20 protein-coding genes are annotated in these 23,371 nt (G+C 49.6%); 12 read left to right on the top strand and 8 right to left on the bottom strand.

The genetic code is table 11. The features are described from left to right. Positions 1 to 32 precede the first annotated feature (32 nt). Both HWI92_RS14485 and HWI92_RS14480 read right to left on the bottom strand, forming a co-directional pair. Positions 33 to 1,331 (bottom strand): hypothetical protein, encoded by a 1,299-nt coding sequence (locus tag HWI92_RS14485; protein WP_204656360.1) that lies wholly within the window; start codon positions 1,329 to 1,331, stop codon positions 33 to 35. A gap of 70 nt (positions 1,332 to 1,401) precedes the next feature. After that, positions 1,402 to 2,190: an SDR family oxidoreductase gene (locus tag HWI92_RS14480; protein WP_204664579.1), complete on the bottom strand. Its 789-nt coding sequence runs from the start codon at positions 2,188 to 2,190 to the stop codon at positions 1,402 to 1,404. 151 nt (positions 2,191 to 2,341) lie between these two features. Between HWI92_RS14480 and purH the strand changes: the two genes are divergently transcribed. From purH to HWI92_RS14465, 3 genes are all read left to right on the top strand, one after another. Further along, positions 2,342 to 3,877, top strand: coding sequence for a bifunctional phosphoribosylaminoimidazolecarboxamide formyltransferase/IMP cyclohydrolase (gene purH, locus HWI92_RS14475; protein ID WP_204656358.1), 1,536 nt, complete (start codon positions 2,342 to 2,344; stop codon positions 3,875 to 3,877). 82 nt (positions 3,878 to 3,959) lie between these two features. Further along, the gene (locus HWI92_RS14470; RefSeq protein WP_204656356.1) at positions 3,960 to 4,832 is read left to right on the top strand and encodes a hypothetical protein; all 873 of its coding nucleotides are present in this window, start codon (positions 3,960 to 3,962) and stop codon (positions 4,830 to 4,832) included. 160 nt (positions 4,833 to 4,992) lie between these two features. Then, a complete protein-coding gene (locus HWI92_RS14465) occupies positions 4,993 to 6,612 on the top strand; it encodes a sodium/sugar symporter (RefSeq protein WP_204656354.1) in 1,620 nt (539 codons plus the stop codon). Between the two features lie 68 nt (positions 6,613 to 6,680). On the opposite strand, the gene HWI92_RS14460 is transcribed toward HWI92_RS14465, so the two are convergent. After that, positions 6,681 to 7,124 carry a peptidylprolyl isomerase gene (locus HWI92_RS14460; RefSeq protein ID WP_204656352.1) on the bottom strand — a complete coding sequence of 148 codons (444 nt, stop codon included), beginning with the start codon at positions 7,122 to 7,124 and terminating at the stop codon, positions 6,681 to 6,683. A 127-nt stretch (positions 7,125 to 7,251) separates the two neighbouring features. Beyond that, a complete protein-coding gene (locus tag HWI92_RS14455; protein ID WP_204656350.1) occupies positions 7,252 to 8,022 on the bottom strand; it encodes a lytic transglycosylase domain-containing protein in 771 nt (256 codons plus the stop codon). 440 nt (positions 8,023 to 8,462) lie between these two features. Between HWI92_RS14455 and HWI92_RS14450 the strand changes: the two genes are divergently transcribed. The 6 genes from HWI92_RS14450 to HWI92_RS14425 all read left to right on the top strand — a co-directional run bounded on the left by HWI92_RS14450 (position 8,463) and on the right by HWI92_RS14425 (position 12,961). Next, entirely contained in the window at positions 8,463 to 9,653 is a 1,191-nt protein-coding gene (locus tag HWI92_RS14450) for a molybdopterin molybdotransferase MoeA (RefSeq protein ID WP_204656348.1), read from the top strand. A 24-nt stretch (positions 9,654 to 9,677) separates the two neighbouring features. After that, entirely contained in the window at positions 9,678 to 9,917 is a 240-nt protein-coding gene (locus tag HWI92_RS14445) for a MoaD/ThiS family protein (RefSeq protein ID WP_204656340.1), read from the top strand. A gap of 11 nt (positions 9,918 to 9,928) precedes the next feature. Beyond that, positions 9,929 to 10,378 (top strand): molybdenum cofactor biosynthesis protein MoaE, encoded by a 450-nt coding sequence (locus HWI92_RS14440; protein ID WP_204656338.1) that lies wholly within the window; start codon positions 9,929 to 9,931, stop codon positions 10,376 to 10,378. Between the two features lie 151 nt (positions 10,379 to 10,529). After that, on the top strand, positions 10,530 to 11,444 hold the full coding sequence (moaCB, locus tag HWI92_RS14435) for a bifunctional molybdenum cofactor biosynthesis protein MoaC/MoaB (RefSeq protein WP_204656328.1): 915 nt from the start codon (positions 10,530 to 10,532) through the stop codon (positions 11,442 to 11,444). Further along, entirely contained in the window at positions 11,444 to 12,436 is a 993-nt protein-coding gene (gene moaA, locus HWI92_RS14430; RefSeq protein ID WP_204656326.1) for a GTP 3',8-cyclase MoaA, read from the top strand. The genes moaCB and moaA overlap by 1 nt, the downstream gene beginning before the upstream one ends. Before the next feature lie 111 nt (positions 12,437 to 12,547). Beyond that, positions 12,548 to 12,961, top strand: a complete 414-nt coding sequence (locus HWI92_RS14425; RefSeq protein ID WP_204656324.1) for a T9SS type A sorting domain-containing protein — start codon at positions 12,548 to 12,550, stop codon at positions 12,959 to 12,961. A 34-nt stretch (positions 12,962 to 12,995) separates the two neighbouring features. Here HWI92_RS14425 and HWI92_RS14420 read toward each other — a convergent pair whose 3' ends face one another. Together HWI92_RS14420 and HWI92_RS14415 are read right to left on the bottom strand one after the other, a co-directional pair. Further along, complete coding sequence (locus tag HWI92_RS14420; RefSeq protein WP_204656322.1) at positions 12,996 to 14,189, bottom strand: glycosyltransferase family 87 protein; 1,194 nt, start codon at positions 14,187 to 14,189, stop codon at positions 12,996 to 12,998. An 18-nt stretch (positions 14,190 to 14,207) separates the two neighbouring features. Continuing rightward, positions 14,208 to 15,137 (bottom strand): alpha/beta hydrolase, encoded by a 930-nt coding sequence (locus HWI92_RS14415; protein WP_229247966.1) that lies wholly within the window; start codon positions 15,135 to 15,137, stop codon positions 14,208 to 14,210. Positions 15,138 to 15,326: 189 nt separating this feature from the next. Here HWI92_RS14415 and HWI92_RS14410 point away from each other — a divergent pair, with 189 nt between their 5' ends. Further along, on the top strand, positions 15,327 to 18,404 hold the full coding sequence (locus HWI92_RS14410; RefSeq protein ID WP_204656320.1) for a PVC-type heme-binding CxxCH protein: 3,078 nt from the start codon (positions 15,327 to 15,329) through the stop codon (positions 18,402 to 18,404). Between the two features lie 24 nt (positions 18,405 to 18,428). On the opposite strand, the gene HWI92_RS14405 is transcribed toward HWI92_RS14410, so the two are convergent. After that, positions 18,429 to 18,851: a hypothetical protein gene (locus HWI92_RS14405; protein WP_204656317.1), complete on the bottom strand. Its 423-nt coding sequence runs from the start codon at positions 18,849 to 18,851 to the stop codon at positions 18,429 to 18,431. A gap of 351 nt (positions 18,852 to 19,202) precedes the next feature. Here HWI92_RS14405 and HWI92_RS14400 point away from each other — a divergent pair, with 351 nt between their 5' ends. Beyond that, positions 19,203 to 21,896 (top strand): PVC-type heme-binding CxxCH protein, encoded by a 2,694-nt coding sequence (locus HWI92_RS14400; RefSeq protein WP_229247964.1) that lies wholly within the window; start codon positions 19,203 to 19,205, stop codon positions 21,894 to 21,896. A gap of 82 nt (positions 21,897 to 21,978) precedes the next feature. Further along, positions 21,979 to 22,896, top strand: coding sequence for a hydroxypyruvate isomerase family protein (locus HWI92_RS14395; protein WP_204656315.1), 918 nt, complete (start codon positions 21,979 to 21,981; stop codon positions 22,894 to 22,896). Between the two features lie 137 nt (positions 22,897 to 23,033). Here the strand turns inward: HWI92_RS14395 and HWI92_RS14390 are convergent, their stop codons facing one another. After that, a complete protein-coding gene (locus tag HWI92_RS14390; protein ID WP_204656313.1) occupies positions 23,034 to 23,342 on the bottom strand; it encodes an isoamylase early set domain-containing protein in 309 nt (102 codons plus the stop codon). Positions 23,343 to 23,371: the final 29 nt, after the last annotated feature.

Below are 23,371 nucleotides of genomic sequence, written 5' to 3'. Positions count from 1 at the left end.
CCGGCTTCGTGCCTTTTGCAATTGTGCATTCGTCAGAATTGGTACATCAGCGAAATGCCTCCGCTGACTGAGCGGATGTATTGATCAAAGTTTGTGATAAAAATCGTGTCGAATCTTCCAAAATTCTCTGCCTTTACACTCGTATTGTTTTCCTCCCGTACCAGCTGGTTTTCAGCATGAACTTTCGGAAACAATCCCCGGCTATACTGGGCAGACAACCGCAATGCCCACTTGTCGGTAAGTGCATACTTTACCCCAAAACCACCATGAAATGCGATCATAAAAGCACGGGCGTCTGATTGGTACGAGCGTGTGATGTAAGTCGCCGGTGCATTGGCACTCTCCCGGTAAGTTGCAGAAAAAGCGGCTTGGTAGCTGAATAACTGGGCGATTGCCGGGCCGGCAAAAACGTAGGGCTTCAAACGCGCATTCTCCTTTTTATTCAGAAATACGGAAAAAGACAGGTCGGTGTGCCACATCGTAGAAGCATATTCCGTAAGCTTCAAATTCGTATCATATCGCTCAGGGTGAATTAGTGATTCCGGGAATGAAACAAGAAAGGTTCCTGCCTTGTCCACTGCTATACCCTTGACGCTGCCTTTGTTCATATATACATTCAAATCAATGCTGACCCTACGAAACGGCTGTACAGCAAACCGCAGCCCAACCGGCACTGACGTGTACCAAAAGAAGTCAGTAGGGCGGTACACCGCAATCCCTTTTTCGTAATCAGAGAAATAGTCAAATGCAGTTGAGTTGCTCGCAATGCCTACATACACTCCCGCGGATACCGTAGTTTTAAACCCTTTCAACGCTTCCTGGTAAACAGTTTGTTTTACGGCTGTTCCCTGGTTGACAAAGCTCGTCAGTCTGGTGAGATACTGGGCGCTGTATATCGGTTTGACATGGGAGGAGGCATAGTACTCCTGTATGCGCTTTTCTCCAAAAATGATAGGCAAAGCCCGGACGATGTGATCTTGCAGTACCGTAAAAATGGAATCGTTTCTCTCGAAATAAAACTGCTTTTCCGCCCGGTCAAAAAGTAGGGAGGTTTGTCCGCTAACCAGGATTTCGAGGAGGCGCTCCTGCTCACGCGCTACTTTACTAACCACTCTGCGGCCGGAAGTGAACCGGATTTCACGGATTTTATCAAGCGGGATTAGCTGCGATTTGCCATGCACCGGTTTTACTGTGACACGCTGCTTTTTAAATTGTACTTCTGCTGTGCCCAGTAAAAAGTCAGGCTGTTCTTTCAGGAAAATGGTGTCGGATTGGGCAAGAGAAGAAAATGCCGGCAAAATCGCCAGGCAAAGAAGTACTAGTCGGAACATGATTAGAGGTAAGTTTATCCAAATGTAAAACCACACACTGGATAAACTTGACCGCTTAGTAAGTCACCTTCTACAAACTTTCAGTCCGGCCGCCGTCTACCGGGAGGTTAATGCCATTGATGCTCGCCGCGGCAGGGGAGCAGAGGAAGGCCACGGCAGCGCCGGTTTCTTCGGGTTGGACAAAGCGGCGGGTCGGGATGCTCTGTCGCAATTGCTCCGCTACTTCTTCTTCTGTTTTTCCCCAACTTTTGGCACGCATGGTGAAAACACCTTCAAGGCGGGCAGTGTCGGTGTAGCCTGGAAGCACATTGTTCACTGTAATGCCAAACTCACCCAGCTCCAGCGAAAGTGTTTTGGCCCAGCTCGCCACAGCACCGCGAATGGTATTGGATACGCCCAGTCCCACAATGGGCTGCTTCACCGAAGTGCTGATGATATTAACAATACGGCCAAATCCTTCCCGCTTCATAAAAGGTACTACCGACTGCACCAGAAACTGGTTGTTGACCAGATGCATTTCAAAGGTTTTTACAAACTGGTCTGTGTCGGCCTCAATAATCGGCCCGCCTGCCGGCCCGCCCGTATTATTGATCAGGATATGCACTTCCGGGCAAAGCCTCAGGTAATTACCAATCGCATCTTTCAGCTGGGCATGGTCGGAAAAGTCGGCCACTACATACCGGTGCAGCTGCCCCAGCGAATTATCCAGCGACTCTACGGCATCGCGTAGCTTTTCTTCATTTCTGGCAATGAGGGTCACATTGGCGCCCAGCGAGGCGAGCTCGTTGGCCGCAGCCAGACCAATGCCCTGCGTACTGCCGCATACAAGCGCTGTTTTTCCTGTCAGGTCAAGATTCATGATGGTTTGTTTTTGTACTTGAAAGTCAAAAATAATGCCCGGCATTTTCAGGCTCCGGTTTTCGGGCATCATTCCGATTTTCAGCTATCTTTGCGGTTTATTTTTCATCAGGAGCATATTTCTGCGCCAAATTCTAAGTCAACATTTCGCAATGTCTAAAAAAATCCAATCCGCACTTATATCGGTGTATTATAAGGACGGACTTGAACCTTTGGTCCGCCTGCTGCACCAGGAAGGTGTAAAGCTTTATTCTACGGGAGGTACCCAAACGTTTATAGAAAACCTGCAGATCCCGGTGACAGCCGCAGAGGAGCTGACAGGTTATCCTTCTATTTTTGGCGGCCGGGTAAAAACCCTGCATCCTGCCATTATGGGCGGAATCCTGTACAGAAGGGATGATGCAGGTGATGTGGAGCAAGCCCGGCAATACAATATTCCTGCGATTGATATGGTGGTCGTCGATCTGTACCCGTTTGAAGAAACGGTGGCTTCCGGAGCAGGCGAAGAAGACATTATTGAAAAAATCGACATAGGAGGTATTTCGCTGATCCGCGCTACCGCCAAAAACTTTAAGGATACGCTGATCGTTTCGTCGCGCAGCCAGTATGCAGAGGTTGTGGAGCTGCTGACGGCCAAGGCAGGTGTCACTGATCTGGAAGATCGCCGCTACTATGCAGGGCAGGCATTTGCAGTATCCTCCCACTATGATGGAGCCATCAACCGTTTCTTTACAGCCGGAAAAGAAGGCTCTGACCAGGCGCTTTTTGACTTTACCAGTCTTCCGTCCCAAACGCTGCGTTACGGCGAGAACCCGCATCAGACGGCCACTTACTACGGGGATCTGGATGGGATTTTCGAAAAGCTGCACGGAAAGGAACTCTCGTACAACAACCTGGTGGACGTAGATGCCTGCGTTAACCTGATCGACGAATTTGCGGAGGCTGATCCTACTTTTGCGATTATCAAGCATACCAATGCTTGTGGTATCGCCACAGCTGCCACTGCAAAAGCTGCCTACGACAATGCGCTGGCCTGCGATCCGGTGTCGGCATTCGGCGGCGTGGTAATTACCAATGCAAAGGTGGACCTGGCTACGGCCGAGGAGCTCAATAAACTGTTTATGGAGATCCTGATTGCGCCGGAATACGATGAAGAAGCATTACAGCTCCTCAAATCGAAGAAGAACCGTATTTTGCTGAAAAGAAATCCTGTCGAACTGCCACAAACAATGTTCAAGACCGTATTGAACGGGGTGCTGGTGCAGGACAAGGACCTGTCTACGGAAGTAGCGTCTCAGTTTACTACCGTGACCGAAAAAGAACCGACTGCGCAGGAGCTCTCGGCACTTGAATTTGCTCTGAAGGTTTGTAAGCATACCAAATCCAATACCATCGTGCTGGCAAACGAAAACCAGCTTCTGGCCAGCGGCACCGGGCAAACTTCCCGCGTGGATGCATTGCGGCAGGCCATTGAAAAAGCGAAAGCATTCGGTTTTGACCTGAATGGGTCTGTGATGGCCTCGGATGCATTTTTCCCTTTTGCCGACTGCGTGGAAATCGCGCATCAGGCTGGTGTTACTTCGGTCGTACAGCCGGGCGGTTCCATCCGCGATAAGGATTCCATTGCGTATTGCAATGCCAACGGGCTGTCCATGGTAACCACGGGTATCCGGCACTTCAAGCATTAATCTTTTTGCCACTGATGCACGGATGAACACGAATACAATCCGTGAAAATCCGTGCATTCGTGGCGGGAAAACATAGTATACATTGAAAAAAAATCATCCGGTCAGAGCCATTTTCCGCACAGGTAAAATTCTTCTGACCGGATTTTTTGTGCTTGCTGCAAGCTTCTTCTTCCTGTACCCGCAGATCTTTTATTGTGAAATGATCCGGTTTTCCAGCTTTCAGGAAGCGGGCGACCGGCATTATTTCAGTCCCGGCATATCTCCTAAGCATTACAGGAAAATCAACCGTACCATCGCGCTGGCCGAAGCCCGGGTTGATTCATTTTACCATGGAAAAAAATCCAAACCCGTCTTTATCATTTGCAATCGCCCCGACGAGTACCGCAGGTATTGCAGCAGCAATGAAGGTGCCGGGTGCAGTATAGGTACGCCCTGGGGCAGCGGGTTTGTGGTGCTGAACGGGCAGGATGCCAATGTGGATGTGGCCAGTCACGAGCTCAGCCACATGGAGCTGCTGACGCGCCTCGGATGGTGGAAAGTAACTACCCGGGTGCCGCAATGGTTCAACGAAGGCCTGGCGCTCATGCTCGACAAACGTTTTGTCAACAATCCCGATCCTATCGGCCGTTATCTGGATTATATGGATGAATGGCAGTACTACACAGGCGGCGGGCAGGAGCTGACCGAGTTGCGCGATATGGAGTGGCTCAATGATTTTTTTAGCGGCGGGCAGCGACAGGTCATGCTCGCCTACATGTCTTCCGGGATGGAAGTGGCATACTGGCTTGTATTATCGGAGGCTAACGGGTTATCGGTATTCTTAGAGCAGATGCAGCAGGGCAAGTCATTTGAAGACGCTTATGAGGCTGTACAAAGCAGACGAAAATCTATCCTGTTCAAAAAGCTGCCTACTAACCCGCTCCGCTTTCCCGATGGTAAGAAAATATCCGGGTAACGCTTTCCTAAACTCATGGAGTAGCTATATTTATGAGCTGCTTTTTAAAATTACAAACGGGCAGTATACGGATGATTTCATTTTGTACTATTTTCGGAAATTAATGTACCTTTCGGCTCAGGCCAATCCGGTTTTCTCATTCATTTACTTTTAAATATCAATGCAACAATTACAAACCCTTGACTACATCGTCTTCTTCTTCTATTTCATTGTAGTGTCCGGATATGGGTATTGGATTTATCAACGTAAGAAAACGCAAAACGAGTCGACGACTGACTTTTTTCTGGCCGAGGGTTCACTGACCTGGTGGGCTATCGGGGCTTCGCTGATTGCGTCCAACATTTCGGCCGAGCAGTTTATCGGAATGTCGGGTAACGGATTTTCAATGGGGCTTGGAATATCAACCTATGAGTGGATGGCTGCCGCAACGCTGGTGATCGTAGCGGTATTTTTTATGCCTATTTACCTGAAAAACAGGATCTACACCATGCCGCAGTTTCTTAATCAGCGGTACAATCGTACGGTCAGCCTTATTATGGCGGTTTTCTGGCTTGCACTTTACATTATTGTTAACCTTACGTCCATCCTTTACCTGGGTGCACTGGCCGTTTCCGAAATTTCCGGACTCAATTTTCAGGTTTGTATGATTGCGCTGGCTGTTTTTGCAGTCATTATTACGATAGGCGGTATGAAGGTAATCGGCTTTACAGACGTAATTCAGGTGTTCTTCCTCGTGATCGGAGGTTTGGCAACAACTTATCTGGCCATCAATCTTGTATCCGACAATGCGGGAGTTCAGGGCGTTCTCAATGGAATTAAGGTGATGCGTGAAAACCACGATGATCACTTTCACATGATCTTCCCGAAAAGCAGTCCGTTTTATATGCAGCTGCCGGGATTGGCAGTACTGCTGGGTGGTATGTGGATCGTGAACCTGAACTACTGGGGCTGTAATCAGTATATTACCCAGCGTGCGCTCGGTGCCGACCTGAAAACTGCGCGGAATGGAATTCTTTTCGCGGCTTTTCTTAAACTGCTGATGCCTGTGATCGTGGTATTGCCGGGTATTGCTGCTTATGCATTGTACAGCAAAGGAATGTTTCAGGCCGAAATGCTTGGTTCAGATGGTACAATCAATGCAGACAGAGCCTATCCTGTTTTGCTCAACCTGCTTCCGTCGGGCTTGAAAGGACTTTCTTTTGCGGCACTTACAGCGGCCGTGGTCGCATCGCTGGCCGGAAAAGCCAACAGTATTTCAACCATCTTTACACTCGATATCTTTAAAAATTATATCGGCAAGGATGCGAGTGAGCAAACATTGGTACGCATCGGCCGGCTCGTAGTCGTGATCTCAATGATCCTGGCTATTGTGATTTCTCCTTACATGGGCATTGACAAAAAAGGTGGTTTCCAGTTTATTCAGGAAATGACTGGGCTGCTGTCGCCTGGGATTTTTGCTTCATTCATTATGGGCTTTTTCTGGAAAAGGACCAACTCTGCCGGAGCATTGTTTGCGATCGTGGGCGGGTTCCTGATCGCGCTGGCCATGCATAACAACGTATTTCCATTTGCCGACTGGTCGCAGGTGCCATTCCTGGATCGTATGGGGATTGTGTTCCTGATCTGCGTGGTGGTGATGGTGATCCTCGGACTGGTATTGCCCGACGAGCGCAAAGGTCTGGCGATTGATTCTTCCATGTTTATGCCGCACAAATCCTTTGTGATCGGAGCCGTGGTGGTCATTACAATCATTTCATTCCTCTATGCACAGTTCTGGTAGAAAGGTTAGTCATACAGCATAAAAAAAGGCCCGGAAGGGCCTTTTTGCATTTAATCAGACGGCGGAAACTATGCCTCTTCTTCAATAATCGTGATCTTCTGGATTTTGTCGCCCTGACGGATCTCGTCTACTGTTTCCACGCCTTCCACTACTTTACCGAAGCATGTATGGTTGCGGTCCAAGTGAGCGGTGTTTTTGCGGCTGTGACAGATAAAGAACTGTGAACCACCGGTATCCCGTCCTGCATGAGCCATGGAAAGTACACCACGGTCATGGAATTGCTTTTCGCCGGTAAGCTCGCATTTGATCTGATATCCAGGTCCCCCGCGGCCTGTGCCGGTAGGATCGCCGCCCTGGATCATGAAATCAGGAATTACGCGGTGGAATATCAGTCCGTCGTAAAAGCCTTTTTTTGAAAGGTCAACAAAGTTCTTTACCGTTCCTGGCGCATCCTCATCGTATAGTTCGATCAGCATGGTCCCTTTGTCGGTGATCATTTCTGCTTTTGTCATATCAGAGTTTGAGAATAAAATGGATTACTTCAATTTGCCGCACTATTTTCCGGCACCTATAACAACACAAAGAAAGGGATAAACTATCCCTTTCGCGGCATTCAAATCAAATAAATAATCTGGATTTCTAGGAGCCGGCAAGTGTTTTGGCCAGCTGCGTACCTGCTTTTTCCTGTTCCGTTTTGAAATCGGCAATCCGGCTGAGTACATCGCCGTTTACCCATTCGCGGCTTCTTTCCGGGTTTGAAAACCACTCTTTCACTGCAAGCAGTTTATAAATATACCTGGCAGTTTCGGTATTCAGGCGCAGCTTGAAGTAGTTGTTTTTGTTCTGGGAATCCATCCGGTTCTGGATGTGGGTTGGACCGGCATTGTAGGCAGCGGCAACCAGTGTCCATGATCCAAGCTGGCGGTGCAGCTCCCGCAGATATTTACCCGCTGCATGGGTTGATTTTACAAGATGTTTGCGATCGTCCCTGGTGTCATTTACTACCAGCCCGAGCGATTTGGCAGTGGAGGGCATCATTTGCCAGTAACCTCCTGCGCCCCGCCGCGACGTTACTTCGTCGCTCATTTCGCTCTCTATCAAAGGAATGTATTTAAAATCGGCTGGTACTCCGTACTTTTTCAGAATGGGCTCAATAATCCGCATTCTCTTTTGGGTCCTGGTCATCAGCTTACGAAAGGTGGGATTATCGTAATTCCTGATCGTGTTCTGGTATCGCTCGGCAATTCGAAGCTCCGATAACGGGATCGCTTCTCCACAGAAGTCAATAGCAAGAAGATCTGAATCAATGATGCTGGTTTCTTTCAGTTCCTTCTTTTCCACCTCCACCTCGCGCACCGGCAGCTTGCCGAATATTGCGATTGAGAAGGCCATAAAGATAAGTCTAATCATGCATGTTTTATTTCGTGAAACATCAGTTAAGGCTTTCAGCCGGAGTGCAAAGATAACGTGGTTGAACAAATAATATTTCCTTTTATGTTTAACCTGCTATGAATCAAATACTTACGTATTTTCGTATAGTATTAATTCAAGATGCTTCCATTTGGCTGCCTTTTTGATTTACTGCACAAAATCCGCGCCCGGGCATCTTTACTCAGAATTTTCGCTTGCTGCTGCACTGTTCTGCAGAATGCCGGCAAAAAACAAGAATCAAAGGCTTATATATAGAAAAATATTTTTGTTTACTGATAATCAGAATGTTATGGTTTTTTTTGGTAACATGTAGCCAGGTGCTTTCTTGGTTTTCAGGTAAAATTCTATGATCGCCTCCAATTTGTTCAGCTGGTTTCCCGGTGGAAACATTATCTTGCACTGATACATTTTACCGCAAAATGGTTACAGTTCAGGAGGCAAAACAGCGGGTCGCTGCCCATACAAAATTACTGCCAGTACAGGTCCGGGATCTTTCGGCGGCTTCTGGTTTCGTGCTGGCCGAAGATATTGCCGCTCCGATCTCGCTTCCAACGTTCAGGCAGTCATCCATGGATGGTTATGCTATTCTGCATACCGATGTTGTGGAAAAAGGCATCGTTTTGAGTATCCGGGGTGAGTCAAGAGCCGGCCAGGCCCAGGTTCCCGCATTACATCCCGGACAGGCATGCCGCATTTTTACCGGCGCGCCCGTCCCTGAGGGTGCTACCGCCGTCATCATGCAGGAGCATACTTCGGCAGTCAACGGGAAGGTTACTTTGCAGGAATTTCCCGTACCTGATGGCAAAAACATCCGCAGGGTAGGTCAGCAGATCCGTGAGGGAGAAGTAGCCCTCAAAGCAGGTACCCGCCTTTCTCCGGGCGCGATCGGATTTTTGAGAGGGTTGAATGTGCAGCAGGTAACCGTGTACCGCAAGCCGCGCGTGGCCATGCTACTGACCGGCGACGAGCTGCTGCAGCCCGGCGAACTGCTGGTACCGGGTAAAATTTACGAATCCAACTCAGGCATGGTCGTGGCTGCGCTGGCCAGGGAAGGTGTTACGGAAGTAGCATTGTCCTACACCCAAGATGACAGCCGGTCTACCATTGAGGCATTGGAAAAGCTGACGAAAGATTTTGACCTGGTGCTGATCAATGGTGGAATTTCGGTTGGTGACTACGACTACGTGGGTCAGGCATTGGGTGAAATCGGAGCCGAGACCATCTTTTATAAAGTAAAACAAAAACCAGGTAAACCCCTGCTGTTTGCCAGAAAGGACACTACCCTGTATTTTGCCTTGCCAGGAAATCCGGCGTCCACCCTGGTTTGTTTTTATGAGTACGTGCTGCCGGCAGTCAGGATGATGAGCGGCTTTCCCGATCCTTTTGTCAGAAAAATCAGGATGCCTGTCAAAAACCCGTATTCATTTGACGGGGACCGGGATGAATTTCTGAAAGCTTACGTTGAAGGTGAATATGTAATACCTTTGGAAGGGCAGGAGTCATTTGCTTTACGCTCGTTTGCGGCCGCCAATGCACTCATATACCTGCCGGCAGAACAAAACACCGTGCAGGCAGGAGAGCTGGTGGAAGTGCACCTGCTACCCGACTGAGGTACTTAAACGAAACAGAATTAAATGAGCTTTCGGATTACTTACTATGGAATGCTGGCCGAAATTGCAGGCCGGTCGGAAGAGTTGCTGGATGAGGATGGCCGGCTGACCGTGGGGCAGCTGCGCGGGCTGATCACAGACAAGTACCCTGCCATGCGGGAACGTAAGTTTAAGATAGCTGTAAACCAGCAGATAGCGGATGATCTCGCGCCGGTAGAAGCACATGCAGAGATTGCATTGCTGCCTCCGTTTGCGGGAGGATGATTTTGTAAATAATGGAAAAAACGCACAAGCCTAAAAAAGTCTTCGTTCAGGGGCCGGTCAGTCCGGAGTTTATATCGAAGTCTGTGGCCAGTCATCAGCAAAAAACCAGCATTGGCGCTCATGCCATTTTCCTGGGGCAGATCCGTGCCGATCAGAAACCGGAAGGTGCCGTAACCGGCATTGAATACTCCGCCTATGAACCCATGGCCGAGCAGGCTTTTCACGAAATCAGGGAAGCCGCCTTTGCAAAATTCGATCTGGTTTGCCTCCACATTTATCACAGTCTCGGCATTGTTCCCACAGGTGAGGTAAGCCTGTTTGTATTTGTCTCATCATCCCACCGCCGCGCCGCTTTTGAAGCCTCGGAGTTTATCGTAGAAGAAATCAAAACCAAAGTCCCCATCTTCGGAAAAGAACTGATCGGCGGGGAAGGTAAGTACATTTGGAAGGAGAATAGTTAGGGAGGAGGAGGAAGGAGGAAGGGAGGAAGGAGAAAGGGAGAAAAGAGGATAAAAAATCACTAACTCACTCCCTCACTAACTCACTAACGACTAACTCACCCACTACTCCCTCCCTCAAACATTCAGTCATTCAATCATTCAATCATTAAACTTGGTCGACATTACCCACAAATCGCCCACACTCCGCATTGCTACTGCCCAGGCTATTGTGCAGGTCAGCAAGGCCGAGACCATTGAAGCCATTCAGAAGCGCATTGTGCCGAAGGGAGATGTATTTGAAATGGCGAAGGCTGCCGGGTTTCTGGCGGTGAAGAAAACCCCCGATTTGCTGCCCGACTGCCATCCTATCCCGGTTGAATATACCGGCGTGCAGTACAGGATTGAGAGCCTGGATATTATCATTGAGCTTACGGTTAAAACGATATACAAAACCGGTGTAGAGGTGGAGGCTATGCACGGCGCGTCGGTTGTGGCGCTTACGATGTACGACATGCTCAAACCGATCGACAAGGGTGTTGAAATAAAAAACATCAGATTGCTCGAAAAGAAAGGCGGAAAAAGCGACCGCAAGCCGGTGCCGGCAAACCTGAAAACCGCTGTGGTTGTATGTTCGGACAGTATCAGCAGCGGATTGGGAGAAGACAAATCCGGCAAACGCATTATCGAAAAACTGAAAGAATGGAACTTGCAGGCTGCTGATTACAGCATTGTTCCGGACGATGTACAACTTATCCGTGATAAGGTCCTTGCTCTTTGCAGCACCGGCTTCCGTCTGGTGCTGATCACAGGCGGGACCGGCCTTTCGGAAAGAGATGTTACTCCCGAAGCTGTGGATGCGCTTATTGACAGGCCTATTCCCGGAATAGCAGAAGTTGCACGCCAGTACGGGCAGCAGCGTATACTTACTGCTATGCTATCGCGCTCGTCGGCCGGGTTTGTCGGAAATACGCTGGTGATCACCATGCCGGGCAGTACCGGCGGTGTGACAGAATATATGGATGCACTTTTTCCGCACGTATTACACGTTTTCAGCGTTCTCGAAGGAAACAGACACGATCAGGTTTGATGACATTACCGATTCTCGACACATTTGGCCGCAAGCATACTTATCTGCGTATCTCGCTCACGGATAAGTGTAACCTGCGCTGCACCTATTGCATGCCGCAGGAAGAAATGCAGTTTATGCCTTCCAAATGGTTGATGCAAGCCGACGAAATCGAGGTGCTGGCGGGCATACTGGTGGAAATGGGTGTCGAAAAGATCCGGCTTACCGGAGGAGAGCCGCTGGTGCGGAAGGATGTCGGTCAGATCATGGAAAGTTTGGGTAAACTGCCTGCTTCCCTGACCCTTACTACCAATGCGATCTACGCAGAACAGTATATTCCTGCCCTGAAAAATGCGGGAGTAACTTCTTTAAATGTGAGTCTGGATACCTTGAAGCGCGAGCGTTTTCAGCAGGTCACCAAGCGCGATCTTTTTTCTAAGACCATGCACAACATTGACCTGCTTTTGGAAGCGGGCTTTGTAGTGAAGCTGAACATGGTGGTGATGAAAGGAGTGAATGAGGATGAGGTCAATGATTTTGTAAGACTCACCGCCGCACAACCTAATCTGCACGTGCGCTTTATTGAGTTTATGCCATTCAAAGGCAATCAGTGGGATATGTCCAAGATTGTTTCCTACGCCGATTTGCTGAGCGGGATCGGGCAGGAATATGCATTTGAAGCATTGCCGGGTGAAGCCCACGATACTGCGCGCAGGTTCAGAGTGGAGGGCGGGGCAGGTACCTTCGGGATTATCGGTACCGTTACGCAGCCATTTTGCGCAGGCTGTAACCGGATCAGGCTTACGGCTGACGGCAAACTGAAAAACTGCCTTTTTGATACATCGGAAGCGGACCTGCTTACCCCGCTGCGCAGGGGAGAGGATGTGAGATCATTGATATACAATCATTTTCGTAAAAAGCATTTCGCGCATGGAGGACATATTGGTTTCCAGGAAAAACAAGCCCGCACTGACTACGAGCAGAACCGCGAAATGATTGCCATTGGCGGCTAGCCATTCAAACCTGCATTTAACCGTTCAAACCAGACATGCAACAGGAGTAACCGAAGCGGCCTCATTGGGTAAAATACAGAACGTTTTACTCCAACTTAACCTTCGGAAGCTATGAAAAACCTGATCAGAACCGTAGCAGCTACCGCATTGTCGCTTGCAATTTGCACCCAGGCCATTACCGCTGCCCCTATTGACCCCAAATCAGAATGTAAGAATAACACCTGCGAAACTTTCAGGGCAGGAATGTACCGCGTCAAAAATACCATGACGATGAATTTGCTGCTTGAAAAGCAGAAGGGAGAGCGCGTGGTAGTACGGCTGCTTAGTGAAAACGGCAAGGTGCTGCACAACGAATACCTGCCAAAAAGCCAGACAAAATATGGCCGTAAGCTTAACTTTTCGGAAATGAAAGACGGTGATTACATTCTCGAAATTTCCGGCGACCGCGAGAAAATTGTTAAGAATATCCGTCTCGGCAGTGATGACGTGCGTGAAGTGCGCCGCACACTGATCACCATGAACTAGTACTGTTGCAGCTGCGTCCGGGAGTGAAGCCGCATCACTCCTGCAACGCAGCCACTGGGTTTTCTTCCCTTTCTTCCAGTTTGCCGAACATCAGATCCAGCCAGATCTTACCCCATACCAGGATACACGGCACTGCCTTAACCACGTAAGGCTTGAACCATTCATTGCGAACAAATTTTGGAAAAATATCCGTAGGAGCGAGTGTTGTGAATACAAATGCAAGCACCAGCAGCACATAGTTGGCAGTGGTTTGTTTCTGCGAATAGTACCATATGGCCACACCGCCCGCTGCAATGATGAATGTAGGGGACTCGGCGCGGTGATTGAAGATAACCACCCAAATCATTACCGACGCCAGGAACAGCGCCCGGAATGTAAAATCACCATATTGCCTGATCCTGAGCAGTGGAATACAGAACAGTATTGCTCCTGCCACACTCACGTACGTTTTATTCCCATCCCAGCCGAACCACGATTTCAGCCATCCGATAACAGAAAGTCCGTCGGATATGGAGTGATCATTGGACAGCAGGTTTCCCCAGCTTTTATACAAAAACACAAACTGCCCGCTATCCACAACAATCAGCGGCAGCAGGGTAAAAAGCAATACCCAGAAAGCCGTGGTATAGGTCAGCTTCAGCTTTCCGGGATACAGCAGGTAAAGCGCCAGCGCCACAATCCCGAACAGTTTGATGTAAATGGTGGATATCAGGAAAAAGGAAGCCAGCCAGTAATTCCGCTTTTCCAGTGCGCCGAACATGAGCAGGAACAACCCGGCGATCAGCGCATTGCTTTGCTCGTTCTGCATTGCTGTAAGCAGCTCAACCACCACAAAAACGAGGATCAGTCCCTTGGTGCGTGCTGTAAACCTGGGTAAATGCTCTATCGCATAAAACAGGACTACTGCATTCAGTACGTTCCAGAGGGTAAGTCCCACAACGTCCGGAAGGATTGCCAGGATACCGAAAACCAGTGCAAAGGTCGGACTGTACTTGAACAAATCTCCCTGCTCCTCAATAAATTCCGCATACAGATCCTGCCCGTGGATCAGGTGAAAAAAAGACTGCTTGAAAATAATATAATTGTTGTAGTGGGTGTACAAATGTCCACCCGGTACAAAGCTGTCGAGCCGCCCGAAGTACGATTGCAGACTGGCAAAAACGGCCAGGGCGATATACACGAAAAGCAGGTATTGATGATTAGTTAAAAAGCGGTTGATAGCCTGCATGCAAGGAATTCAGTGACATTAATTTTTCATATACCCGCGCGATTTCAGCCAGCCTTCCATGGCTGCGGGCCAGCCGGAGAGGGAACCTTTTCCTTCCGTCCGCATGCCGTAACCATGTCCCCCGATAGGGTAGAGGTGCATTTCGGCAGGGATTTTCAGTTTTTTCAATGCAAGATAGTACTCAATGCTGTTTTCAACGGGCACAGCTCCATCATCTTCGGCGTGTACGAGGAAGGCAGGCGGCGTTTTCTCACTGACCTGCAATTCATTGGAGTAGTAATTAATAAGTTCTTCCGATTTCTCCGCGCCCAACAATTTATCACGTGACCCCCCGTGTGATATCGCAGGCATGAACGATACAACCGGGTACAGCAGGATGGAGAAATTCGGTTTGGCTTCTTCCGACCCATTTTTTCCTGCATGGTAATGCGTGGAAATCGTGGCAGCAAGGTGACCACCCGCCGAAAAGCCCATCACACCAATCTTCGACGGATCAATATTCCACTTTCCGGCATTCTGACGGATCAGTTTCATGGCTTGCATGGCATCCATCAGCGGAACTTCGTGCTGGTGCGTCATTGCTTTTTCGTCGGGGAGCCGGTATTTGAGGACAAATGCAGAAATTCCGCGCTCGTTAAACCATTTAGCAAAATCGCTCCCCTCATGGGACGCTGCAAGAATGGAGTAGCCGCCGCCCGGGCAGATCATCACAGCCGCACCTGTGGCCTTTTCTTTGGGCGCTATGTAAGCCGTGATTGTAGGTACGGTTACGCCGCTGATACGCAAAATGCCGCTCGCATCGGTCTCGGATTTCTCCTGCACGGAGCTGGCTTTGAAGTTTGGTACTTTGCCCTCGGGCCAGAGGTTCATGGTTTCGTTTTGTGCCATAGCAGCTATGTTGCTTGTCATCAGCCAGCAGGTTATCAGGGTAGGAAGCGCTTTGTTCATAGGTAAATGTTTATTCAAAAAAGCATCCTTTCACGGCAAATTACCCACATAAAGCATTTTCGCACGCAGTACGCCGCGCCATCTCTAAAAAAAATATTCGTGAAAATAGTAAATGAGCGCCTGCGGTACTCTTATATGTGCGGTTAATGGCCGGCACCCGGCCTGAATAAGTCTTCGCATCCAACTCACATGAACTTTAATAAAACATTAAAACTATTGCCCGCGGGCTGTCTTGTGCTGGGCCTGATGGTCGCTTCCTACCAGAAGTCCAACCCCAGTACGGCCGACAGCCGGACGCTCGACAGTCTTTACAAAGACCTGACCGATGCCCAGAAACGTTCCGCCAAATACGCCGTAGCAGGTCTTTCCGTCACCGAAGGACTGGAAGCAACACTATTTGCAGCGGAGCCGGCCATTACCAATCCCACCAACATTGATGTCGATCATCTCGGTCGGGTCTGGGTGTGCGAAGCTTACAACTACCGCCCTGCCATTAACGGTAATCCCACCAAAAATGAAGGTGACCGCATACTGATCCTGGAAGATACGGACGGTGATGGCAAGTCGGATAAGACAACTGTATTCTACCAGGGCAAAGAAATCAACTCGCCGATCGGAATCTGGGTGATGGATAACCGGGTAGTTGTTTCCCAGAGCCCGTATGTGTGGCTTTTTACTGACGAAAACCGCGATGGAAAGGCGGATAAAAAGGAAGTGATTTTTGAAGGAATCGGAGGAGAGCAGCACGACCATGGTATGCATGCTTTCGTATTTGGTCCTGATGGCAAGCTGTATTTCAACTTCGGAAATGAGGGAGGACAGCTGCTGGACGGAAAAGGAAAGCCTGTCATCGGGAAAAATGGTCAGCCTATTGATTTTACAAAACTAAAGCAGGGTATGGTTTTCCGCTGCGACCCTGATTTTACCAATATAGAAGTGCTGGCCAACAATTTTAGAAACAACTACGAAGTGGCGGTCGACAGCTACGGTACCCTGTGGCAATCCGACAATGATGACGACGGCAACAAGAGTGTCCGGATCAACTATGTAATGCAGTACGGAAATTACGGCTATACCGACGAGCTCACCGGCGCAGGCTGGCGGGCGGGCCGCACCAATATGGAAGATTCTATCCCATACCGCCACTGGCACCTCAATGATCCCGGTGTAGTGCCCAACCTCCTGCAGACAGGCTCCGGCTCACCCACAGGCATGGTCGTGTACGAAGGCAGGCTGCTGCCAAAAGCATTCTGGGATCAGATGATCCACTGCGAGCCTGGTCACAATGTAGTTCGGTCATATCCGGTGCAGAAAGCCGGCGCAGGATACACGGCCAAAATCGTCAACATCGTGGACGGCAAGCGCGACCAATGGTTCAGGCCATCGGATGTTTGCGTGGCTCCCGACGGTTCCCTGATCGTGTCAGACTGGTATGATCCGGGTGTAGGCGGGCACCAGGCGGGTGATCAGAACAAGGGCCGCATTTACCGTATTGCACCTCCCGGCACTACTTACCGCATTCCCAAAAACGATTTTACAACGGTAACAGGGGGAATTAAGGCACTTCAGAGTCCGAGTGTTTCGGTGCGGTACATGGCTTGGAATGCATTGAGCAAAATGGGCGACCAGGCAGTACCGGCACTTGAAGCTTTGTATCTGGATAAAAAAGCCAACCCGCGCATGCGCACCCGGGCCCTGTGGCTGCTCAGCAAAACCGCTGCCGGCGAAAGGAACATTGACAAGGCTGTAAAAGACGCAAACCCCGACATCCGCATTGCCGGATTGCGGGCTGCCAGCGAATTAAAAGCATTGCAGCTGATACCCTACATACAGCTTCTTGCCAGGGATACGGATCCGCAGGTACGCCGCGAATGTGCCCTGATGCTTCATAACAATGCTTCGCCCGAGGCTCCTGCCTTGTGGACACAGCTTGCACAGCAATATGACGGCAAGGATCGCTGGTACCTGGAAGCACTGGGTATTGCAGCCGAAGGTCAGTGGGATTCATTCTTCAAGGCATGGCTGAACAAGTCCGGGATAAATCCTGTGGCTTCACAAGCGGGCAAAGACATTGTTTGGCGGTCACGTTCCAGCGAGTCGGTGAACCTGCTCGCTTCCCTGGCAAGTGATTCCAATGTTCCGCTGAAAAGCCGCCTGCGCTATTTCCGTGCATTCGACTTCAATCCGGGAGCCACTCAGAAATCCAGTGCCTTGCTGAAAATTATGAAGGGAAATGCACCGGATCAGAGCAAAGTCAATGAGCTGGTACTGCGGCATCTTGATCCTGCATTTGTAAAACAAAGCCCTGAGGCAATGGCAGCCGTGCAAAAACTGCTCGATTCATCTTACGGCACGCCCGTATACCTTGAAATGCTCGGCCGGTATGAGCTGCCAGGTGAAAACCAGCGGCTGCTTGAAATGGCCGTGAAAGAACCTTATTCGGGCCTGGGCCGGGGCGCTGCTTCTCAGCTGATGAAGCAGGGCGGAGCAGAACTGATATGGTCGGTGATCAAAGGGAATGATGCAGATAAAAGTGAAGCCGCAGTAACTGCCATGCGGAGTATCGGCTCAAAAGAAGCACTCGATATGCTGAAAACCGTATCGCTCGACACCAAATACCCCGAGCCGCTGCGCCTTGCCTCGGCACGGGCGCTGGGCGGCACCATGAGCGGAGAGGATATTGTCCTTGACCTCTTGAAAGATGGAAAATATACGGGCGACATCAAGGCGGCAGCTGTAAAAGGTCTGGCCGGCGCCTGGCGGAAATCTGTTAAAATGGAAGCAGCCAAATACTCGGATGCAGGTGCCGTAGCAGCCAGAAAGCACCCGGATGTAAAAGAACTCATCACCATGAAAGGCAATGTTTCCAAAGGAAAGCAGGTGTTCTCATCCTACTGCTCCGTATGTCACCAGGTCAATGGAGAGGGTATGGATTTCGGACCGAAGTTATCCGAGATTGGCAGCAAGCTGCCCAAGGAAGCACAATATGCTGCCATTTTTGAGCCAAGTGCGGGTATCGGGTTCGGGTATGAAGGCTTTGAGGTAAAATTCAAGGATGGTTCGACCGTTTCGGGGATTATATCCAGCAAAACCGAAACTGACCTGATCATGAAGTTTCCGGGTGGTTCTACGCAGGAATACAAAATGTCACAGGTCAAATCCATTAAACAGCTCAGCGACTCCATGATGCCCGCCGGCCTCCCCGATGCCATGAGCACGGAGGAGCTCGTCAGTCTGGTGGATTATCTGAGTAATCTGAAAAAATAGTAAAGGGGAGCAAATCGCTCCCCTTTAACTTTTATAAGGCACTGCCTTGATAAGCCGGAGGTTGTTTAACTGGCTGATGTGGAGGACATTTTCTTTTGGAATGACATTTCGGGCGATCCAGTTGTTGACGATCATTGTATTTTTAATGCCGAACCGGCGGCAATATTCCTTCATTGTCACCCATTCACTAAGCGGGTACTTTGTCCCATCGATTTCCAGACTTACTTCCTGCCCATGGAGTTCGGCCATCAGCTCGGCCGCACGCTGACGTGCTTCCACTGCTTTTTCCATAATTTCGTCAGCCTTTTTCAGCAATGCTTTCCGGATATGTTCACGGTCTGCCTCGGGTGCGCCAGCAAAGTAATCTAATGCTTCTGCACTTGCTTTTTCGTATGCCTCGCCTGTCTGCGATTCAGCAACTTTTTTCAGAATATGATTGATGTTCATTTTGCCTGGTCTATAAAGTTCGCAGTACTGCTTCAAGTTTTCTCACCGTATCATCTATTGCATTTAGCTCGTCAAGAATGGCATTTTACATGTCATCCGTCAATGCGCCTGTCATTCGCAGGCTGTTCAAGGTCATTTTCAATTGCATTTTGTTCGGTAGCTCAATGGCGATAAGGTAGCTTTACTTTTTCTTTCACAATTAAATTTTAGTGGCGTGTATAATGGATTGTTTAGCAATATAACAAAACAATCTTTCAAGATTCTAGCTCCAATTACTTTGATGGCGGTTTTCATTTTTCAGGAAACATCGGGTATTTTTAGGAGGAATTCTGAATAAAACTCCTCATTGATTTGATTTTGAAACAGTTCGATTTCAAGAAATTTACATTTCTGATTGCCGTAAACACACTATTCTGTATTTCTTACGGTTTTTCCCAGTCGGCCGACACCCTGGCCGCAGTCCATCCCGACAGCGTCTATGCAGCCCTGTCCGAAGCGGAAAGAAGGTTTACTGCCAATGCAGTGGCTGGCCTGCAGCTTGCCGATGACCTGGAAGCAACCTTGTTCTCCTCAGAACCCCACATTACCAATCCCATCAACATTGATGTCGACCACCGCGGCCGTGTATGGGTATGCGAATCGTACAACTATCGCCCGGCTGTGAATGGAAAGTCGGAGCTGGGAGTAGGAGACCGCATTGTGATCCTGGAAGACAAGGACGGTGATGGCAAGGCGGATGTGAGCAAGGTTTTTTACCAGGGTCCCGAAATCAATGCGCCGCTGGGGATCTGGGTGATGGGCAACAAGGCAATCGTTTCACAAAGTCCGTATGTGTGGCTCCTGACCGATACCAATGGTGACGACAAGGCCGATACCAAAGAAATTTTATTCAAGGGAATTGGCGGTACCCAGCAGGATGCGGGCATTCATGCCTTTGTTTTTGGTCCGGATGGTAAATTTTATTTCAATTATGGAAATGCCGGCCGGCAGCTCGTCGATGGGCAGGACCGGCCGCTGCTTGATAAATACGAGCGGCCCATTGATTTCAGACAGTACAAGCAGGGCGTGGTTTTCCGGTGTGACCAGGATTTTACCAAAGTGGAAATACTTGCCGAAAACTTCCGCAATGGGTTCGAGGTGGCTGTGGACAGCTATGGTACCATGTGGCAATCTGATCAGGAGGAGCCCGGCAACGGGGGTGACCGGGTGTCTTACGTCATGGAAAATGGCAATTTCGGGTATGTGGACGAAATGACCGGCGCAAGCTGGCGGCTCAATCGTACCAACCTTGAAGACGAAATTCCGCGTCGCCACTGGCACCAGAACGATCCCGGCGTGGTACCCGACCTGATCGAGACTGGCTCAGGTTTTCCGATGGGAATGACCGTGTACGAGGGCGATCTGCTGCCCAGGAAGTACTGGGACCAGGTAATCGTTGCCGATGCCGGACAAAATGCACTGAACTCATTTCCTGTACAGCCCGATGGCGCCGGCTTCAAATGCATGGGCATCAATCCCATTGTGGAGGGTAAACGTGACAAATGGTTCAGGCCAACGGATGTTTGTGTTGCTCCGGACGGTTCCCTCATGGTTTCCGACTGGTATGACCCGGTGATCGGTTCCAATAAAATGAAAGACAAAAGCCGCGGCCGTGTATATCGGATCGCTCCTCCCGGCACAGCATACAAGGTTCCTGTTTTTGATCTCAACATCCCTGAGCAGGCTGTACAGGCGCTGCAAAGTCCCAATTTGTCCATGCGCTACCTGGCCTGGAATGCATGTGTGAAGCATGGCTGGGCCGCTGAGCCTTACCTGGAAGCACTTTTCAGGCAGTACGATGCCAATCCCAAACTCAGGGCCAGGGCGCTGTGGGTACTCAACCGCATTGAAGGGTTCAACTACCGCAACCTGGACATTGCATTCAGGGAATTGAATCCCAATATCCGGATTACTGCGCTCCGGGCTGTACGCCAGCGCAACAGTGATCCTACCGAGTACATCAAGCGGCTGACGTCTGATCGTGATCCGCAGGTGCGCCGCGAATGCGCGCTGGCGATCAACCATAACCATACCTATGAAGCGCTTGACGTATGGCTGCAACTGGCGCAGCAGTACCAGGGCAACGACCGCTGGTCGGTGGAGGCGCTGAGCATTGGGGCGTATGATCAGTGGGAGCGGATTTTTCCGGCCTGGCTGAGCAAAGCAGGCAGTAACCCGGGCGCAACTCCTGCCGGCAAGGACATCATCTGGCTCGCCCGTACGCGACGCGCCATTCCCTATCTGACCGACCTTGCTGCCGATACAACGGTGAGCTTCAAAAGCAGGCTCCGGTATTTTCGTGCGTTCGACTTCTTTCATGCGGGATACGAAAAGTCGCAGGCACTGCTGAATGTGATGAGCATTCCGTCTTCCGACAGGATTGAGGTAAGCAAGCTCGCGCTTTTACATTTGGATAAATCATTTGTAACCAACTCCCAGCAGGGACTTACGGCATTGAACAAGCTGCTGGACGAAACTTACGGAACCGAGCACTACATTGATTTGATGACACGCTATGCCCTGGAATCGGAGCAGGACCGGCTTCTGAAACTGGCCCTCGACAAATCGGACGAAGTAATCGGGCGGGATGCGGGTTCGCTGCTGCTGGAACAGGCAGGGATTTCCTACATCAATCAAAAAATCGGTACGCTGGATGACACACGTAAATCGGCCCTGCTTGCGAGCATTCAAACAGTCGGTAGTCCGGAGTCTGTATACCTGCTGCGCTCGGCTGCAACAAGTGAAAGTGAGTCGGCGATGGTGCGCAGGCACGCTGCCAGGTACCTGGGTGGAAGCTGGCCGGGTGAGGAAGTGGTTGTGAAACTTCTCAAAGAAGACAGACTTACGGGAGAAGTCAAAGACGCTGCACTGGAAGGTGTAAAAAATGCATTCAGGGAGGATATCAGGGCGGAGCTCGCTCCGTTTTTTCCAAAACCCGTGGAAGAGCCGGTTGCCACGCAGGCAGAAGTGAAGTCTAAAAAAGAAAAGAGAAAGCGCAGAAAGTGAGTCAGAAATGAAGTTTGCAGCGATTTGGAGGTATATTTAGTAACTCTTTCACTTTACCATTCTGAAAATAAACCTTAACAATATGCTCCGCAGAAATTTTGTAAAATCTTCCATTGGTTTGGCAGGTGCAGCGCTCGCAACCGGAGAAGCGTTCAACGCGAAGCCCGCGGCCAAGAATAACTTTAAACTTAAATACGCCTCCCATTTCGGCATGTTCGAGAACACGGCTGGTAAAAATGTGATTGATCAGCTGAAATTCATGGCTGATCAGGGTTTTATGGCGCTGGAAGACAATGGAATGATGGGCCGGCCGGTGGATCAGCAGGAAGCCATTGCCAAGGAAATGACGCGGCTGGGCATGGAAATGGGCGTGTTTGTAGTGGATAAAGGTGGAAACGGAGCCAATACCCTTGCAGCCGGGAAAAAGGAGTACATCGATATCTTTTTGAATGGTTGTAAAAAGGCCGTAGAGACGGCCAAGCGTGTGAATGCCAAATGGATGACCGTGGTGCCGGGAGACTTTGAAAGAAACCTGCCGATAGGCGTACAAACCGGTAACGTGATTGACGCGCTGCGCCGTGGTGCCGAAATCCTTGAACCAAACGGACTGGTGATGGTACTCGAACCCCTCAGCGATTCGCCTAATCTGTTTTTGAGAACCTCCGACCAGACCTACGAAATCTGCCGGGGTGTCAACAGCAAGTCGTGCAAGATCCTGTACGACATTTACCATATGCAGAAAAATGAAGGACGCATCATCCACAACATTGATATGACGTGGAGTGAAATCGACTATTTCCAGATTGGTGACGAGCCGGGCCGGAAGGAACCTACTACCGGCGAGATCAACTATAAAAATGTGTTTAAATACATTTACGACCGGAGCAAAAAAGAAAACCGCTCATTTATCATGGGAATGGAGCATGGTAATTCCAAAGCCGGCAAGGAAGGCGAAGCTGCGCTGATTAAGGCGTATGTGGAGAGCGATAGTTTTATGTAGAGCAGTCGGCAGTCGGCTATCGGCTTTCGGCTTTTAGATTTCAGACAATAAAAATGGCTTGCTAGAATTAGCAAGCCATTTTTATTGTCTAAGAAAGGCTGATTGCCGACTGCCGAAAGCAAAAAAGCCATTTTTCCTTATAGTACCACTACCGAGTTCTCAGTAGCATCCACGCCGGCAGGGACATATTTGTCTGCTTCCCAGTCATTTTCCCATTTCTCACCATCCAGTACATACCGGAACTGGTACTCGCCTGAGGCCAGCTCAAGTGTTGTTTTGAATGAACCGTCTTTTTGCTTTTTCAGGGCGATCGCCTCGTCTATATTCCAGTCGTTGAACTCTCCAACAAGGGCCACTTGTTTGGCTTCAACCGCCGCTTCTGCAGGTACTGTAAACGTTACTTTGTAAAGGGATTTACTTTTTACAAATTGCTTTGATAATGCCATGTTTGGTAGTGTTAAATAGTTGATAGCAC

The organism is Dyadobacter sandarakinus, assembly GCF_016894445.1.
In the GTDB taxonomy this organism is placed as follows: domain Bacteria; phylum Bacteroidota; class Bacteroidia; order Cytophagales; family Spirosomataceae; genus Dyadobacter; species Dyadobacter sandarakinus.
The sequence above is the reverse complement of the archived record's forward strand: the minus strand, read 5'-3'. Positions and strand labels throughout refer to the sequence as shown.